17 protein-coding genes are annotated in these 17,103 nt (G+C 40.1%); 14 read left to right on the forward strand and 3 right to left on the reverse strand.

Annotated features, from left to right (window positions below):
* Positions 1–206 precede the first annotated feature (206 nt).
* The gene (locus I5J82_RS01665; protein WP_198766380.1) at positions 207–1,403 is read left to right on the forward strand and encodes a M20 family metallopeptidase; all 1,197 of its coding nucleotides are present in this window, start codon (positions 207–209) and stop codon (positions 1,401–1,403) included.
* Positions 1,404–1,461: 58 nt separating this feature from the next.
* On the opposite strand, the gene I5J82_RS01670 is transcribed toward I5J82_RS01665, so the two are convergent.
* Positions 1,462–1,758 carry a hypothetical protein gene (locus I5J82_RS01670; RefSeq protein ID WP_198766381.1) on the reverse strand — a complete coding sequence of 99 codons (297 nt, stop codon included), beginning with the start codon at positions 1,756–1,758 and terminating at the stop codon, positions 1,462–1,464.
* A 199-nt stretch (positions 1,759–1,957) separates the two neighbouring features.
* On the opposite strand from I5J82_RS01670, the gene I5J82_RS01675 reads away from it, so the two are divergent.
* Entirely contained in the window at positions 1,958–3,382 is a 1,425-nt protein-coding gene (locus tag I5J82_RS01675; RefSeq protein WP_198766382.1) for an FAD-binding oxidoreductase, read from the forward strand.
* A complete protein-coding gene (locus I5J82_RS01680) occupies positions 3,379–3,951 on the forward strand; it encodes an MFS transporter (RefSeq protein ID WP_198766383.1) in 573 nt (190 codons plus the stop codon). Before I5J82_RS01675 ends, I5J82_RS01680 begins: the two co-directional genes overlap by 4 nt.
* Before the next feature lie 10 nt (positions 3,952–3,961).
* Here the strand turns inward: I5J82_RS01680 and I5J82_RS01685 are convergent, their stop codons facing one another.
* Both I5J82_RS01685 and I5J82_RS01690 read right to left on the reverse strand, forming a co-directional pair.
* Positions 3,962–4,132, reverse strand: coding sequence for a hypothetical protein (locus I5J82_RS01685; protein WP_198766384.1), 171 nt, complete (start codon positions 4,130–4,132; stop codon positions 3,962–3,964).
* 61 nt (positions 4,133–4,193) lie between these two features.
* Entirely contained in the window at positions 4,194–4,430 is a 237-nt protein-coding gene (locus I5J82_RS01690) for a transporter suffix domain-containing protein (RefSeq protein WP_186320583.1), read from the reverse strand.
* Between the two features lie 205 nt (positions 4,431–4,635).
* Here I5J82_RS01690 and I5J82_RS01695 point away from each other — a divergent pair, with 205 nt between their 5' ends.
* The 11 genes from I5J82_RS01695 (at position 4,636) to I5J82_RS01745 (ending at position 17,097) form a co-directional block, all read left to right on the forward strand.
* Entirely contained in the window at positions 4,636–5,142 is a 507-nt protein-coding gene (locus I5J82_RS01695) for an NUDIX hydrolase (RefSeq protein WP_198766385.1), read from the forward strand.
* Positions 5,143–5,544, forward strand: a complete 402-nt coding sequence (locus tag I5J82_RS01700) for an HIT family protein (RefSeq protein WP_198766386.1) — start codon at positions 5,143–5,145, stop codon at positions 5,542–5,544. It abuts the gene before it with no gap.
* 54 nt (positions 5,545–5,598) lie between these two features.
* On the forward strand, positions 5,599–6,444 hold the full coding sequence (locus I5J82_RS01705; protein ID WP_198766387.1) for an aldo/keto reductase: 846 nt from the start codon (positions 5,599–5,601) through the stop codon (positions 6,442–6,444).
* A gap of 210 nt (positions 6,445–6,654) precedes the next feature.
* Complete coding sequence (locus I5J82_RS01710; RefSeq protein WP_198766388.1) at positions 6,655–7,317, forward strand: type 1 glutamine amidotransferase domain-containing protein; 663 nt, start codon at positions 6,655–6,657, stop codon at positions 7,315–7,317.
* A 284-nt stretch (positions 7,318–7,601) separates the two neighbouring features.
* Positions 7,602–8,948, forward strand: a complete 1,347-nt coding sequence (locus tag I5J82_RS01715; protein ID WP_198766389.1) for an aspartate aminotransferase family protein — start codon at positions 7,602–7,604, stop codon at positions 8,946–8,948.
* Positions 8,949–8,957: 9 nt separating this feature from the next.
* Complete coding sequence (locus tag I5J82_RS01720) at positions 8,958–10,451, forward strand: pyridoxal phosphate-dependent decarboxylase family protein (protein ID WP_198766390.1); 1,494 nt, start codon at positions 8,958–8,960, stop codon at positions 10,449–10,451.
* Positions 10,448–12,235 carry an IucA/IucC family protein gene (locus I5J82_RS01725; RefSeq protein WP_198766391.1) on the forward strand — a complete coding sequence of 596 codons (1,788 nt, stop codon included), beginning with the start codon at positions 10,448–10,450 and terminating at the stop codon, positions 12,233–12,235. The genes I5J82_RS01720 and I5J82_RS01725 overlap by 4 nt, the downstream gene beginning before the upstream one ends.
* Positions 12,219–12,803: a GNAT family N-acetyltransferase gene (locus tag I5J82_RS01730; RefSeq protein WP_233096378.1), complete on the forward strand. Its 585-nt coding sequence runs from the start codon at positions 12,219–12,221 to the stop codon at positions 12,801–12,803. Before I5J82_RS01725 ends, I5J82_RS01730 begins: the two co-directional genes overlap by 17 nt.
* The gene (locus tag I5J82_RS01735; RefSeq protein WP_198766392.1) at positions 12,778–14,127 is read left to right on the forward strand and encodes a lysine N(6)-hydroxylase/L-ornithine N(5)-oxygenase family protein; all 1,350 of its coding nucleotides are present in this window, start codon (positions 12,778–12,780) and stop codon (positions 14,125–14,127) included. Before I5J82_RS01730 ends, I5J82_RS01735 begins: the two co-directional genes overlap by 26 nt.
* Positions 14,103–15,308 carry an MFS transporter gene (locus I5J82_RS01740; RefSeq protein ID WP_198766393.1) on the forward strand — a complete coding sequence of 402 codons (1,206 nt, stop codon included), beginning with the start codon at positions 14,103–14,105 and terminating at the stop codon, positions 15,306–15,308. The genes I5J82_RS01735 and I5J82_RS01740 overlap by 25 nt, the downstream gene beginning before the upstream one ends.
* On the forward strand, positions 15,292–17,097 hold the full coding sequence (locus I5J82_RS01745; RefSeq protein WP_198766394.1) for an IucA/IucC family protein: 1,806 nt from the start codon (positions 15,292–15,294) through the stop codon (positions 17,095–17,097). Before I5J82_RS01740 ends, I5J82_RS01745 begins: the two co-directional genes overlap by 17 nt.
* Positions 17,098–17,103 lie beyond the last annotated feature (6 nt).

Below are 17,103 nucleotides of genomic sequence, written 5' to 3' on the forward strand. Positions count from 1 at the left end.
GCAAGGAGGAGTCCTGATCTCTCTTGAAAAATAGTTTGTTAACAGTATGGGAATGCGGACTTTAATATCTGGACTTTAATATCCTTGATGCACCCTTATAAAAATCGAATTTTTAATGTGTTTTATTTGCTGTTATCTTGTGCTAGGACTTCCACTAGGACCTGGCGAATATATAAGAATGTAGATGATAAGAGGAGTGAACAGGAATGGAACAATTATTCAGCCGTTTGGCAAACTATCAAAATGAAATGGTGGCGATTCGCAGACATCTTCACCAAAATCCTGAACTGTCATTTGAAGAAGTCGAAACACCAGCCTTTATTGCTTCGTATCATGAGAAATTAGGGTTAGATGTACGAACGGGAGTCGGCGGTCGAGGCGTAGTCGCTACGTTAAAAGGTGGAAAACCAGGTAAGACAGTGGCACTTCGAGCAGATTTTGATGCACTTCCAATTCAGGAAGAAAATGAATCTTCATACAAATCTAAAGTGCCTGGTGTTATGCATGCATGCGGGCATGACGGTCACACTGCATCGCTTCTAGTACTTGCAAAGGTTCTAACTGAGCTGAAGGATGAAGTGGAGGGTACGATCGTCTTTATTCATCAGCATGCTGAGGAACTAGCACCTGGTGGAGCGATTGCAATGATTGAGGATGGTTGCCTAGATGGAGTGGATGTGATCTATGGAACACATCTTTGGGCAACGATGCCAACAGGAACCATTGGTTATCGGACAGGTCCAGTTATGGCTGCAGCCGACTCTTTTACCATAAAGGTTCAAGGGAAGGGTGGTCACGGTGCTCAGCCTCATAAAACAAAAGATAGCATTGTTATTGGAGCACAGCTTGTTTCAAACCTTCAACAAATTGTCAGTCGTAGAGTAAATCCATTGGATGCAGCAGTTGTATCTGTTGGTGCGTTTGAAGCGAAGAATGCATTCAACGTTATTGCAGATACAGCAAAATTAACAGGAACAGTTCGCACATTTAAGGAAGAAGTACGAATTGCCATCGAGCAAGAAATCGATCGAATCGCAAAAGGTACGTGTCTTGCATCCGATGCTTCCTATGAATATGTATTTAAACGAGGATATCCGGCGGTTGTAAACCATAAAGAGGACACGGAGTTTGTAGTGGATGTAGCGAGAAAAGTTCCAGGTGTTGTAGAACTTGAAGAAATTGAACCGCAAATGGGTGGAGAAGATTATGCATACTACTTAGAAAGAGTTCCAGGCACGTTCTTTTTTACCGGTGCTCTTGATGAAGCCTGGGAAGAAGTATATCCACACCACCACCCGAAGTTCAAGATTAATGAAGATGCTTTATTAATTGCAGCAAACCTATTAGGAGCTGCTACACTTACGTATTTAAAACAAAACACTCTAAAAAAAGTTTTGAGTTAACAAGATATACTCATGAAAAAGCTCCCTTACGCGAGGGAGCTTTTTTTAATTTTTAGGATTATTCCCAACAGCTGTCAGGAGCAGTTCCACCAGGAATTTCACCAGGAGTTTCACCAGTATTTCCACCGGCATCATTTCCATTAGATTTCTTGGATTTCTTAGAAGACTTTTTAGACTTTACAGCAGGAGCTTTCTTAGACTTCTTACGTTTTAGACCATCACCCAAAAGAGAGCGTAAAGCTTCTACAGTACCAGCTTCAGCACCGTTTTCAGCAGTCACTTCAGCTTCAGTCTCTGTGCCGTTCGCACCTAGAGAATTAAATGCTTCTAATAGTTCTTTTCTTTTTTTACCCAATCGTATCACCCCCACTATTACTATATGAAATGTAAGTAAGAGTGCTTGTACGAATCACCATTTTTAAGATGAAGAAGCGTCTAAATTCTTATACTTTATAAACTTCTAAACGTCACCTTAAAAAAAATATTGCCAATATCATAGGTATCATTTTATAATAAATGTGTAAAATTACACTTTAAATATTGGTGGTGATGTTATGAAAGGAAAATATCTACTGATCGGGATTTCTTTATATGGGTTCGCTTTTTATACAAGTACCTCCATCCATTCACACCAACAGGAAACAGTGGTAATAGAAGACGCGGGAAAGCTCTTGCCAACAAAGATGAAAGAGGTTAAGAGCTCGCAATCTACTGAGGAGCTGCAAAATTTGGTGAAAAAAGAAAAGACGATCTCAATCGCTGGCATGCAACATAGTCAGGGAGGCCATACCCTCTATCCACATGGAACGCTTCTCGACATGAAGAGATACAACGAGATATTGAACTTCAACCCTAAAGAAAAAACAATAACGGTTCAAAGTGGCGTCACATGGGCAGATATTCAAAAGAAAATTAATCCGTACGGTCTATCGATTCAAGTCATGCAGTCACAAAATATATTTACAGTTGGCGGTGCACTTAGTGTCAACGTTCATGGGCGGGATATCCGGTATGGTTCTCTAATCGATACAGTCGATTCCTTTCGATTGCTAAAGCCGGATGGAGAAATTATTTCTGTGAGTCGTGAAGAGAACAGTGAATACTTTTCATATGTAATAGGCGGCTACGGTCTTTTTGGAGTCATACTCGATGTGACATTGCAATTGGCTGAGGATGAACTGTATAAACATCGCATATCCACAATGGATTACAAATCATACGAAGAGCATTTTAAGGAAAAGGTTAAGAACGATGATAATGTGAAGATGCATCTTGCACGTTTGTCTGTTGCGCCTAAGACCTTTTTAAAAGAAATGTACGTGACGGACTATGTATTGGCAGACAATCAAAGGAAGCTAAGTAGATATTCAAAGTTATATGAAGAAGAAAAAGTCGCCCTTCCAAAGTTCATGTTAGGCATGTCACGTTATAGTAATTGGGGAAAAGATGTATTCTGGGAGACTCAAAAGAAACACTTTCAAAATAGCAATGGCAGATATCAATCGAGAAATAACGTAATGAGATCAGATAGTACGTTTATGGAATATGAAAATGCCAATCGAACAGAAGTGCTGCAAGAATATTTTGTACCTGTTGATGAGTTTGCTTCTTATATTGACGATCTGAGAAAGGTGTTAGAAAAAGAGGATCTGAACCTGTTAAACATCACGATTCGGTACGTCGAGCATGATGAGGATGCTGTGTTGTCTTATGCGAAGGACGATATGTTTGCTCTTGTTTTATTGATCAATCAAGGCCGTTCAGATAAAGAGATAAAGAAAACAGAAAAAGTCATTCAGAAGATGATTGACGTAACGCTAGATCACGATGGAAGCTATTACTTACCTTATTACTCATATCCGACAGAGAAACAGCTGAAACGAGCATACCCGCGTATCGATGATTTCTTCAAGAAGAAACGGGAGCTAGATCCTAAAGAACGATTTAAAAATCTTTTTTATGAGGAGTACTCAAAATGAATTATCGTACATTTGTAACGGCACAAAGTCTTTTAATGACGGCAAGCTCGATGGTCTTTCCCTTCTACCTACTCCTCATTCGTAACATTGGTGACAGCTATTCGCAGTTCGGGTTAGCTTACGGATTGTTTGCATTGACCGGCGCGCTTGTTCATCCTATCATTGGCAGACTCTCTGATCGACTAGGTGACCGCACCTTCATTCTGGTGCATACATGGGGTATGGCTGGAATCATGCTGATAATACCAATCATTGAAACGGTTACTGCTCTTTATTTGGTCCAGATTGTTATGGGGATTTTAGGTGCTGTACAAAAAACATCGGAGAAAACAGTTCTTGCGAGGCAGTCTGAAGGCGTAGAGGCAGGTAAGAAAATAGGAAGCTATCACCTTTGGACAAGTGTATGGGGAGCGATCGCTGTTATGTTAACAGGATATCTGATCGATTTTTTGACGATCGGAAGCTTGTTTTATATCGCATCATTTCTTTACATGATCTCTGGCGTTCTCATTTTAAAGTCAGCAGCCGTTCCATTTACGGTTCAACGAAAAAAGCCTGTACAGCTATAGCTGACGGGCTTTATGTGTACATTTGATAAAGAATCCAAGTGATGACCAAGCACTGGAGTGCAAGAACAACAATTCTTTTGGCAGAATGCTTCACACCTTTATTTAGTATTCTAGTAAACAATGTTTCAAACGTAATTACTATCAAGAATGTGTAAATAAAGCCTAGAAGCAGTTCTTCCATTTCTTCACCTACTTTAATGATTCTGCTATTTTCATTAGAACCTAATTAATCGTCAAATCTTTTAAGAGGGATCCTCGTCTTTTTTGCCTCTTCTCCAATACTTTTGAATGAAGTTTTTTACTATATCTTTTCCTGCTAATAGCGCACCGAGCCAGAAGAAAACTTCTCCACCGATAAATAATCCACTCACGATGGCTGTTTTAACGGCTGCACTAAATGATAAGAAAGGTATGACCGGTATTAGAATCCACAGAACGAACGAAAGTATAATAAAAGTTATTCCGATTTTCTTTTTCAATGCAATCTCCTCCGTAGCTAGTTAGACGTAATACGAAAGAATCGAGATAAAGTTCCCATATCAATATTCTACCAACTCACTAGAAATTATTTCCACTATTTATTTAAATATTAACTGGATGTGATTACCAGTGATCCCATAGTTGAAAATGTTTCCAAGTTTGGATAATGTTAAGAGGAAACTGATGTAAAAGGGTGGGGTAATTTTGAATAAAGAACTTGTATATCAGAGCAGAGATAAAGAGGTTGAAGTCTTCGAGGATGAATTTGGAACTATCACGTTAAAAGAGATACCTTATGAAGCTGCCGTAATGGTCGCATTAGAAAACGATTCTCTGATATTGATCAGCCAATATCGACCGGCAGTAGATCAAGTTATTATTCAACTTCCAGGTGGTGGAATGAACGAAAATGAAGATTCCATGGAAGCCGCAAAAAGAGAGTTGCTTGAGGAAACGGGTATCGTTTGTGGAGACTCAGTTTTCCTAGGAAGTATACAGCCTAGTGCTTGTTTGAGTAATACAGTTACGCATGTTTATTTTACAAAAGATATTTTGGATTACAAATCTCAAATGCTAGAGAAAAAGGAAGCGACCATTCAAGCTTTTCATATTCCAGTTGAACGAGCATTCCGAAATATTGAACAAGGGATTTGGAAAGATAGTGAACTTGCACACGGATTATTATTGGCTAGGCTGAAAGGGTTGATTTAGATGAGTTGTTTAGGATGTGAATTAGCAAATAAAGTTTTACCTATACATACGGTTTATGAAGATGAGTGGGTGCAATGTTTTTTGGATATTGATCCTTTTAACGAAGGACACACGTTAATTCTTCCGAAGAGACATGTGAAGGAATTAACAGAGCTGACGAAAGAAGAAACACATGCTGTGATGGAAGCGGCAAAATACATATCGAAGAAGTTAGAGAGCTGTTTTAACCCTGATGGGATTACGATCAACCAAAATGGGGGAAAGTTTAGTGATCTTACTCATTTTCACATGCATGTGATTCCTAGATACGAAAATGATGGATTTACATGGAGCGAATCATCCATTATAGATAATGCTCATGAACGTTTAGCAGAAACAGCGGGTAGACTTCTAAGAGTTTAATGTTTTTAACTTTTATTAAAATTGTGCCAAAATGTGAACAAGGAGGGATTCATTATGCCAAGCAGTATTCATGATCGTGCAGTTCTACATAATGGTGTTCAAATGCCATGGGTTGGGCTAGGAGTCTACAAAGCTAAAGATGGTGATGAAGTCATCCAGTCCATAAAGTGGGCGATTGATGCAGGATATCGAAGCATTGATACGGCAAGTTTATATGAAAATGAAGCTGGTGTCGGTCAAGCGATAAATGAATCAAACGTTCCAAGAGAAGAACTTTTTATCACAACAAAAGTTTGGAACACCGATCAAGGCTATGAAAAAACCTTATCAGCATTTGATGAAAGTTTAGAAAGACTAGGGCTAGATTACGTTGATCTATACCTTGTTCACTGGCCAGTTCCAGGAAAGTATATTGAAACATGGAAGGCTCTGGAGAAGATCTATAATGAGGGCCGAGCTAAAGCGATCGGTGTCAGCAACTTCAAACAGCATCATCTTGAAGATTTGATGAGAGAAGCAGAGATTAAGCCAATGGTGAACCAAGTAGAGTACCATCCTCGTCTGACTCAGGAAAAATTGTTGGCATTTTGTAAAGAGCAAGGCATCCAACTAGAAGCATGGAGACCTCTATTAAAAGGAGAGATCTTCGATGAACCAACTTTAGTAGAGCTTGCAGATAAATACAATAAATCAGTCGCTCAAATTATTTTACGCTGGGATCTTCAGAACGGTGTAGTCACAATTCCTAAATCTGTAACGCAGCATAGGATTGAAGAAAACATCGAACTTTTTGACTTTGAACTATCAAATGAAGATATGACGCGTATAGCTGCGCTAAACCAAAATAAACGTAACGGCGCAAATCCCGATGATCCGGAGTTCTATAAACAATTTGAATAAAGTATGTGAAAGTCTTCCTGTTTTTCGGGAGGACTTTTTTTGATGATTTGAGTTTATAGGCCGCCAAAAAAGTTTATGGGCCGTAAAAAGCAGTTTATAGGCTTTTCGACAAGCCTCCTATATATTCGCTGCCTTTAGCAAATCAATGTGTTTTAAATCATCAGATTCGGGAAAAATGATAAACGTAATGGAATGAAAGGGAGTGTAACAATGACAAAACGAGTATTGATCGTCGTAACGAACCATCAAAACATTGGTAATAACAAGACAGGGCTCTGGTTAGAGGAGTTTGCGGTTCCTTTCAACGAGTTTCGTGACAAAGGATATGATATTACTGTTAAAAGTATTAAAGGTGGAGATGTCCCGCTAGATCCGAACAGCTTAGAGGGTGTGGATAAAGAAACCTATAAAGAAGCACTTTCACATCTTGAAGGCACTGCAGAACTTAGTGCTGATGATGCGGTGAGTTATGATGCGATTTATCTACCGGGTGGTCATGGAACAGTCTTCGATTTCCCGAAGAGTGATGCATTAAAAGAAGTAGTAAGTCAGATGGCACAAACAAACAAAGTAATCGGAAGTGTCTGTCATGGCCCTGCTGGACTTACAACGGCAACTCTTAAAGACGGTACACCAATAGTAAAAGGAAAGACAGTTACTGCATTTACCGATGAAGAGGAAGAAGAGATGCAGCTGACGAAAGAAGTTCCTTTCTTACTCGAAACAAAGCTTCGTGAACTAGGAGCAGAATTTCAACGAGCAGGAAAATGGGAAGATTTCGCCGTAACAGACGGCACACTTGTTACAGGACAAAATCCACAATCAAGCAGAAGTGTAGCGCTCCGCATGATTGATGTGTTGGATAAACAATAGAAGAGGGATAGAAGCGACCGGCTGAGGCTGGTCGTTTTTTTTTCTAAAAAAGTATCAATAATTATCCATTATCAAAGAATCCTCTTCAGAACTTAATTTATTCAGTAAAAAATAGAAGGACTTAAGACCTATGACTCATAACCAGCGCTAAAAAGAACTGGAAAGAAGTTAGGGACAATTTATCATTGACGATGATAATCATTATCAATTAAGGTTATACATGTAATCAATAATGAGAATCATTTTCAATAATGTGTCGGATAATCTACTAGGAGGAATAAATGATGAGCATGTTACAAATAGAAATGAACGAAAAATACTTAAAACAACAAGAAAAACGAGAATCAAATGCAAGATCTTATCCACGCCGCATTCCGATTGCCATTGAAGAAGCAGAAGGCATCTATGTGAAAGATGCTGATGGGAAAACATATATAGATTGTCTGGCAGGAGCAGGAACTCTTGCGCTTGGGCATAATCACCCGGTAGTCATAGACGCTATCGAGAAAGTGCTTCATGACAAGCGCCCTTTACATACACTGGATTTAACGACGCCAGTAAAAGAGGAATTCGTAAGTGAAGTGTTTGATAGTTTACCAGAAGAATTCGCAAAACGTGCAAAGATTCAATTCTGTGGACCGACTGGAGGAGATGCAATTGAAGCAGCAATCAAGCTTGTAAAAACAGCAACTGGTAGAAGAAGCATCCTATCATTCCAAGGAGGCTATCACGGTGCTACGCACGGAACGATGGCGCTATCTGGTAACTTAGGGCCGAAACAGAGCGTGCAAGGATTGATGCCAGATGTACACTTTATGCCATATCCATATGAATACCGCTGTCCGTTCGGAATGGGTGGAGAAGACACGTGGAAAATCAGTGCTAACTATATCGAGAACCTTTTATATGATCCTGAAAGCGGAATCCTTCCTCCAGCGGCTATGATCTTAGAAGTTGTACAAGGAGAAGGTGGATCTATTCCGGCACCAGTTGAGTGGCTGCGTGAGATCCGCCGCATCACGAAAGAGCGTAACATTCCATTGATTATTGATGAAGTGCAGACAGGAATAGGTCGTACAGGGAAGCTATTTGCTTTTCAGCATGCAGGAATCGTACCGGATGTAGTCGTTCTGTCCAAAGCGATCGGTGGAAGCTTGCCATTATCTGTCGTGATCTATGATCGTGAACTGGATAAATGGGGTCCTGGTGCGCATATCGGAACGTTTAGAGGAAACCAGATGGCGATGGCAGCTGGAACAGCAACGCTGCGTCATATTAAAGAAAACAACTTATCACAGCATGCTGCTGAACTTGGCGAGAAGCTTATGCTTGAACTTTCGATCCTACAAAATGAGATTCCTGAGATCGGTGATGTTCGAGGTCGAGGATTGATGGTAGGAGCAGAAATTGTGAACCCGCGCATTCCAACTGGATTAAAAGGAACATATGCCGCAAACCCTGAACTCGCTAGCCGTATTCAACGAGAATGCTTTAACAGAGGATTAATCTTAGAAGTAGGCGGAAGGCATGGGAGTGTAGTCCGATTCTTGCCACCACTTATCATAACAGAGGAACAACTGGACGAAGTAATCGCAATATTTACAGATGCGGTAAGAGCCGCACTAAAATAGAGGTGCTAGATGAACACAACTGATTTTGATCGCTTTTTCCTTAATGATAGTGAAGCAGGTATACAGAGCTTTCAGCATATCATCGTTGAAACAAAACAGCTGTTAAGCAAGTTTTATAAAGGGAATTCAGATGCTTTTAACGGCGTGCTACCTGCAGAGATTGAGAAAGAGATAAACGAACTAACACTCACTTCGAGTGATGGAGAAAAACCAGTAACCGTATTAAACGATGTTTTGGAGAAGATCGTGAGAAACAGCATTCATGTTTCTCATCCGACAAGTATGGGACACCTTCATTGTCCACCGCTTATCCCCGCCATTGCTGCTGAAATGATCATAGGAACACTCAATCAATCAATGGATTCGTGGGATCAAAGCTCAACGGCAACTTACTTAGAAGAGCGGCTGATCAAATGGGTAAGTAACAAGCTTGCTCTTCCTTCATCAGCAGACGGAACATTCACGAGTGGTGGGACTCAATCGAACTATATGGGATTGTTACTCGCTCGAGATTTCTTTTGTAATAAACGATGGGGATGGAATGTTAAAGCTCAAGGATTGCCACCAGAGTCGCATAAGCTTCGTATTCTATGTTCCGAAGATGCTCACTTTACCGTGAAGAAGTCAGCTTTTCAATTAGGGTTAGGTGAACAGGCCGTCGTAACGATTGAAACGGATGAATGTAAAAAGTTAAACACAGCTAAATTAATGGAAGAGATCGAGCGCTTGAAAAGTGGCGGACTTATCCCTATGTGTGTAGTAGCAACAGCCGGAACAACGGATTTCGGCAGTATTGACCCAATTCAAGAGGTTGCTGCTATTGCTCAAAACCATGGATTGTGGCTTCATGTTGATGCAGCTTACGGGGGTGCGTTACTTCTAAGTAAAAAGCATTTTCATAAGTTAGCAGGAATTGAGCAAGCGGATTCCATTACGATAGATTTTCATAAGCAGTTTTATCAACCGATCAGCTGTGGTGCGTTCTTCGTAAAAGATAGAGCAAATTTCAAATATATCGCACATCATGCAGACTATTTAAATCCCGAGAACGATGAAGAAGATGGCCTCGTTCACCTAGTAAGCAAATCGGTTCAAACAACAAGGCGTTTTGATGCGTTGAAGCTTTTCATGTCATTACGCATCGTCGGCGAAAAGAACTTCGCCAATATGATTGATTATACGCTTCATCTTGCAAAACAGGCAGCAGGTGTGATGGATCAGCACCCACAGATTGAAGTGTGCAACATAAAGCCTGAGATTAATGCGATTGTATTCCGTTTTAATGACGCAGCGTCAGATTCATTAAATGAACTGAATACGTATATCTATAAAAAAATTCTTTATACAGGAACAGCTCTGGTCGCGAAAACAAAAGTGAAGGATGAAGTCTTTTTAAAGTTTACGTTACTGAATCCACGAACAACAATCGTGGATATTGAAGATATTCTTCATAGCATTTCTCAATTTGCAGCTGAGTACGAAAACAGGGGGATCACCCAATGACAAATCATAAACAACGAGCAGAAAATGCAAGCATACAGAGTTTTTTAAACTGCTATCTTCGAGAAACACAAGCATTTGTTAACGTTGAAGATACGGTTGATCATTTAGGATGGAGTGGGGAGACTCCGAACAGATGGGTGAAGATTGAACTCAAGAAACAAGGTTCAGCCATCTTTGCGGCAATCAAGCATTGGTCTTTAACAGGCAGACATCTGTTCCACTTTCCTATTCTTTATCAGAACAGTGAAAACATGATAGCACTTGATTACATTTCGCTTGTCTCCATTCTTTCTAAAGAATTATTGCTGAAACAAGATCGTGAGGATGCAGAAGATGAATTGATGCTGCGGACGATACTTAGCAAGAAGAACATCCAACGGTACTTAGAAGCACGTGAAGATGACTCCGTAAATCTAGAAAGCAGTGAATTTACATTCATTGAAGCAGAGCAGTCGCTTTTGTTTGGTCATCTGCTTCACCCGACTCCAAAAAGCAAGCAAGGAATGAGTGATGAAGAGGAATCTCTCTATTCCCCAGAACTTAAAGGAACATTCCAGCTACATTTCTTTAAGGCGGATAGATCCATTGTAGATCAGGATACAGCAGATGAGGTGATAGCTGAAGAGATTACTAGAATGCTTCTTCAACGAGATGAGAAGTTCGTCAAACAAAACGAGCTTGATGAAGAGTCGATCTTCCTACCTGCACATCCATTACAAGTTCCAGTGTTACTGAATGATCTCAATGTTCAAACATTAATCAAAGATGGCAAGTTGAGCTACATCGGTCCATTCGGTGAGCTGTTCTCAGCAACATCTTCTATGCGTTCTGTATACAGTCCAAAATTCAAATATATGTTCAAATTCTCTGTACCTGTGAAGATTACGAATTCACTGCGCGTTAATCTGGAAAAAGAACTGCACAGAGGAGTAGAAGTTTCGCGACTTATGCAATCAAAAATCGGACAAGAGATGAAGGAGATCTATCCAGCATTTCAGATCATAAAAGATCCGGCATTCTTAAATATCCCAACTGATAAAGAAATATCTGGCTTTGAAGTGGTGATCAGAGAGAATCCTTTTTACGATAATGATAAAAATGCGAGTTTAATAGCAGGACTTTGTCAGGACCACGGTTTTGGAGGGAACTCTAGAATTGCCTCAATCATTCATGACATCGCTCAAAGGGAGAACAGAACGACAGAAGATGTCAGCAAAGATTGGTTCGAACAATATTTATCAATCGCTCTAGATCCAATGCTGTGGCTGTATGAAAGATACGGTGTTGCGCTCGAGGCACATCAGCAGAACTCGATCGTTCAATTGGAGAATGGCTATCCGAAGCGTTTTTATTACCGTGATAATCAAGGTTACTATTACAGCGAATCAAAAGCCGATTTGCTCGTTGAACAGCTTCCAAGCCTTAACCGTAAGAGTGTAACGATCTGCAGCGACGAGGTCGCGATCGAGCGCTTCCGTTATTATTTTTTCATGAACCATCTTTTTGGTTTGATTAATGGCTTTGGAGCAGCAAATCTTGTCGAAGAAGAAGAACTTATGAACATGCTGCGTCATCGCTTGATGCACCATGATACGTTAACTGACGGAAAATCAAGCCTGATTAGAAGCTTACTAGATGCAAAAGAACTTCCTTGTAAAGCGAACTTGCTTACTCGTTTTCATGATATGGATGAGCTTGTAGGTTCACTGGAAACACAGTCTGTCTACACGAAGATTCCAAACCCATTACAAAAGGTGTTGAAATCAGATGCAGCCAGAATTTAGTTTCTATGATCTCACCATCCAAAAGACGTTATCGTTTGTAAAAGTAGATTTGGAGCGAGATGTATCACTTCTCCATAAGTGGCAGCAGCAACCGTATGTGATTCCATACTGGAAACTGGATGTCTCGTTTGAAGAATACAGAAAGCATTTAGAAACTTTTTTGGCAGATCAGCATCAAACACTTTACCTAGGCTTAATAGACGGAGTTCCGATGAGCTATTGGGAAGCATACTGGGTCAAGGGTGATGTGGTGGAAAATTGCTATGAGCCACATCCTGAAGATCAGGGAATCCATCTTTTGATCGGTGTAGAAGCCTTTATTGGAAAGGGTTACGCACTTCCTTTATTACGTGCGATCGTGCATTTTCAATTTTTATCAAAAGGGACTGAGAAGGTAATCGCTGAACCTGATATTCGGAATGAAAAGATGATACATGTATTTGAAAAGTGCGGTTTTGAAAAAGTAAAAGCAATCGAGCTGCCGGATAAAACGGGAATGCTTATGTATTGTCATAGAGAAACTTTTGAGAGGAGATGGAAAGATGTCTTTCAAACCGTCACAACATAAAGAGATATATGACATCATCGGTGTCGGCATCGGTCCATTCAATCTTGGACTTGCGGCGATGCTTGATGAAACGGAAGGCAAAAAAGCGCTCTTTTTTGAAAAGAAAACAGAGTTCAATTGGCATAGTGGCATGCTGATCGATGGTACTACATTACAAGTACCATTCTTTGCGGATTTAGTAAGCATGGCAAATGTGAGAAGCAAATACACGTTTCTAAACTATTTACAGAAACATAATAGATTGTACCACTTTTATTTCTTAGAGAACTTTCATATCCCGAGAAAAGAATACAACCACTATTGCCGTTGGACAGCCAGTCAGCTTGATTCTTGCCGCTTTGGTATGGGAGTTGAGCACATTCAACCGGTCGAAGATACGGATAGTTCTGTGTACGAAGTGATTGTCAGATCTGAAGAAACAGGAAAAACAGAGACGTATTATACGAGACATCTTGCTGTCGGCATCGGGACGATTCCTTCTGTACCTTCTCATATAGAGAAGAAGCTTGGTGCAAAGGTCATCCACTCTTCACAATACTTAGATCGAAAAGAAGAGATTCTTAACGGAAACTCAGTGACAGTCGTCGGTTCTGGTCAGAGTGCAGCAGAAGTGTTTTATGATCTAGCACAGCATCAGGATAATGATGCGTATTCGTTAAATTGGTTTACGCGATCAAAAGGCTTTTTCCCGATGGAATATTCGAAGCTTGGTCTTGAGTATTTTTCGCCGGATTATACAAATTTCTTTTACCAGCTGCCTCCATCTAAAAAGGACGAACTGTTGAGAAAGCAAGATCTTCTCTACAAAGGAATCAGCATGAACACGATCTCAGATATTTATGATCTTCTTTATGAAAAATCAGTTGGACAACATAAGCCTGATATTCATCTACAGGCGATGACCGAACTTGTTCATCTTGAAAAGTGTGAGGATACTCACTTGCTTACACTACGTCAGAACGTTACAGGAGAAGTGTTTGAATTGAAATCTGATGTCATCATTTTAGGGACAGGCTATGCTCCATCATTCCCGCATTTCTTAATGAAGATGCAGGACCAGATTCAGTGGGATTTCAAAAACCGCTATCAAATTACTAGCGATTATCGGTTGGAGACAAAAGGCCTTCCGAATAACCATATTTTTATTCAAAACGGCGAGCTTCATACTCACGGTGTAGGTGCTCCAGACCTTGGCCTTGGCGCACATAGAAACGCAGTTATTATCAATACATTGTTTGAGAAGGAAATATATCCTGTTACTACAAAAAATGTGTTTCAGAACTTTGGAACGGAACCTTCATGGAAACCCGCAACCGTTCGTTAAACCTTTTTTTATTGTGTTGTGTCTTTCTATTCGTATGCACAGAAATGTTGCTATCGCCTTTTTATCCTCAATTTTTTAAAAAGGTATATGGAATAAATGATCCGGACCTGACAGGGTTCTACATTATGACGTGCAGACTCGTCGTTGTGGTCTGTACTCCCATCTGGGGTTTGATTGCACACAAAAGAAATAACAGTTCTACAATGTTGATCATCGGACAATGGGGAACCGGAATTTCTTGCTTTTTGATGGGGATCTCACAAAGCTTTGAAATGTTTGTAGCAGCAAGTGTACTTCTGTTGATCTTTAAAAGCAGTTACTTTTTGCTATATACCCTTTTAATCACAGAGAATCGAAATTCGACAACAGGAGCTGCAGCCAGCTATCATGCGGTCTTGCAAGGGGCAATCGTTACAGCGACTATTTCGTCTGGATGGGTTATAGGAATGGAAAATCCTTTACTGATTTTCTGGATTGTTGGAATCATTGAATGTTTAATGGCACTCTTTAGCCTATATTTCTTAAGAAACGTAAGCAAAAGCGCAGTAGTAGAACCAGAATTAGAACATACAAATCATGTAAGCTTGCTAACTCAATTCCTGTTTTTTGGCGGCATCGTATTAACACTTCATCTCGCAGTAAATATGATACGGCCATTTTTTACAACATACACGGAAGATGTATACAGCACGAATACGATGATGAGCAGTTCGTTGTATTTAATTCCTAGTCTGATGGCGATTGTCACATTGCCGCTTATCCGGAAATACAGTGAGCGATTAGGATGGTACGGCTATGTTGGAGCGACAACAATGATCATTGTTGGTTTGATTCTTCAAGGAATCGAAACGAGTATCGCAGGACTGATCGCGTTCCGGTGTATGTTCGGTATGGGAGCGGCTTGGTGTCTCGCGAAATTAGACGTATTTGTTTTTAAGTGGAGTGAAAATATGCATGCCGACTATAGCAAGATCTCTTCGATTCAAAATGTTGGATTATTGCTGGCTCCTGTTGCAGCATCATCCATCGTTAACACACGTTCGATTTCGGATGTATTTATTTATGCCAGTTTGTTCGTCGTTCTCCACTTACTGATTTTCTTATGGGGAACGTACACGAGAGAAAGAAAGAGAGAAAAACTTCACTTACATAAGGAGGAAAAACATGCTTTATATAAATGAAACAGAATCCATGTTAAAAAAAGATACGTGGGAAAAAGTGAACAAAAGTTTGTTAGCTAAGATGCTTGCAGAATATATGTATGAAGAGATGATTTTCCCAGAGCAAAAAGAAGAGGGTTATGTATTTACAGTGACTGAAGAACGCAAATATCGTTTTACTGCCCAAAAACGTTACTTTGAAAGCTTCGATGTAGATCCAGAATCAATCGAGGTGCTTGAGAACGGTGAATGGAAACCTGCAACGGATGCGATTCGCTTTTTGATGGATATCCAGCTGATCATCGGCATGTCTTCAGAAACAGCGGGTCACCTTATCAAGGAATTAAACCATACACTTATTGCCGATGCGAATCTTTTAAACAATCATAAAAGAACGTCTGACCAATTAGTTGATCTTGATTATGCCGAGCTAGAGGGCGAGATGTCAGGTCATCCATGGATCACGTATAACAAAGGTCGTATCGGTTTTGGATTTCATGACTATAACAAATACGCTCCTGAGAATCAGAATGAAACAAAGCTGTTCTGGATTGCCGTTCATCGCGATCGTGCTCAGTTTCAATCTGTACAGGAACTTCATTATGAAAAACTTATTATGAGAGAATTAGATGGTGTTCTTGTTCAGCGCTTTAATGAGATTTTACGGGAAAACGGAAAGTTACCGCTAGATTATTATTTTATGCCGGTACATGAATGGCAGTGGAATAACGTATTGGTTCAAAACTTTCCTGAGGATCTAGCGACAGGCATGATTGTTCCTTTAGAAGAAGGAACCGATCATTATTTGCCTCAACAATCTGTTCGAACGTTTGTAAATGTAACTAACCCGTTGAAGTCACACGTTAAGCTTCCGATGAGTATTTTAAATACGCTCGTGTATCGAGGACTTCCGTCAGAACGAACACTGATCGCACCGCGCGTTACAGAGCACATTAAAGGAATTTTTGAGGGTGACTCATTTTTACGTGATGAATGTGAAGTGGTGCTTCCGGGAGAGGTAGCGAGTATTAATGTAGATCATCCTCACTATAGCAAGCTAAAAGGAGCACCTTATCAATACTTAGAGATGCTAGGAACAATCTGGCGTGAAAGCATCTACTCGTATCTAAAAGACGGTGAACAACCGATCACGCTTGCTGCACTTCATCATGTGGATGGAAACGGAAAGCCTTATGTACAAAGTCTGATTGAAAAGTCTGGGTTAAGTGCTGACGATTGGATGAAGAAGTTCTTCAGTGTTGTGATGCCTCCGTTGCTGCATTTTCTCTATCAATATGGAACTGTATTTTCTCCACATGGTCAGAACACCATACTAATTTTAAAAGACTATCAACCTGAGAGATTAGCAGTAAAAGATTACGTAGATGACGTGAACATCTCCGATCAGCCTTTCAAAGAATTAGAGGGTGTACCAGAAGAGCTGCGCGCTGTATTACGAAGTGAACCACCTGAAGGATTAACTCAATTTATTTTCACGGGACTATTTATCTGTCATCTGCGTTATCTATCAAACGTTATGGTGCGTAACGATTTAATAGAAGAAAAAGCGTTCTGGTTACATTTGGTAGACAGTATTGAAGCCTACCAAGTGAGATTTTCACATCTAGAAGATCGTTTTAAGCTATTTGATTTCTTTAAGCCAGAGCTTACAAAGCTATGTTTGAACCGAAATAGAATGGTAGATTACGGTTATGGAGATGGAGATGACCGTCCACATGCCTCTGAGTTTGGAAAAGTACGAAATGCACTTTATGAAATACGCCAAAATAAAGAAGCAGCTGTTCAATAACTATAA

It is taken from the genome of Fictibacillus halophilus (assembly GCF_016401385.1).
Taxonomy (GTDB): domain Bacteria; phylum Bacillota; class Bacilli; order Bacillales; family Fictibacillaceae; genus Fictibacillus; species Fictibacillus halophilus.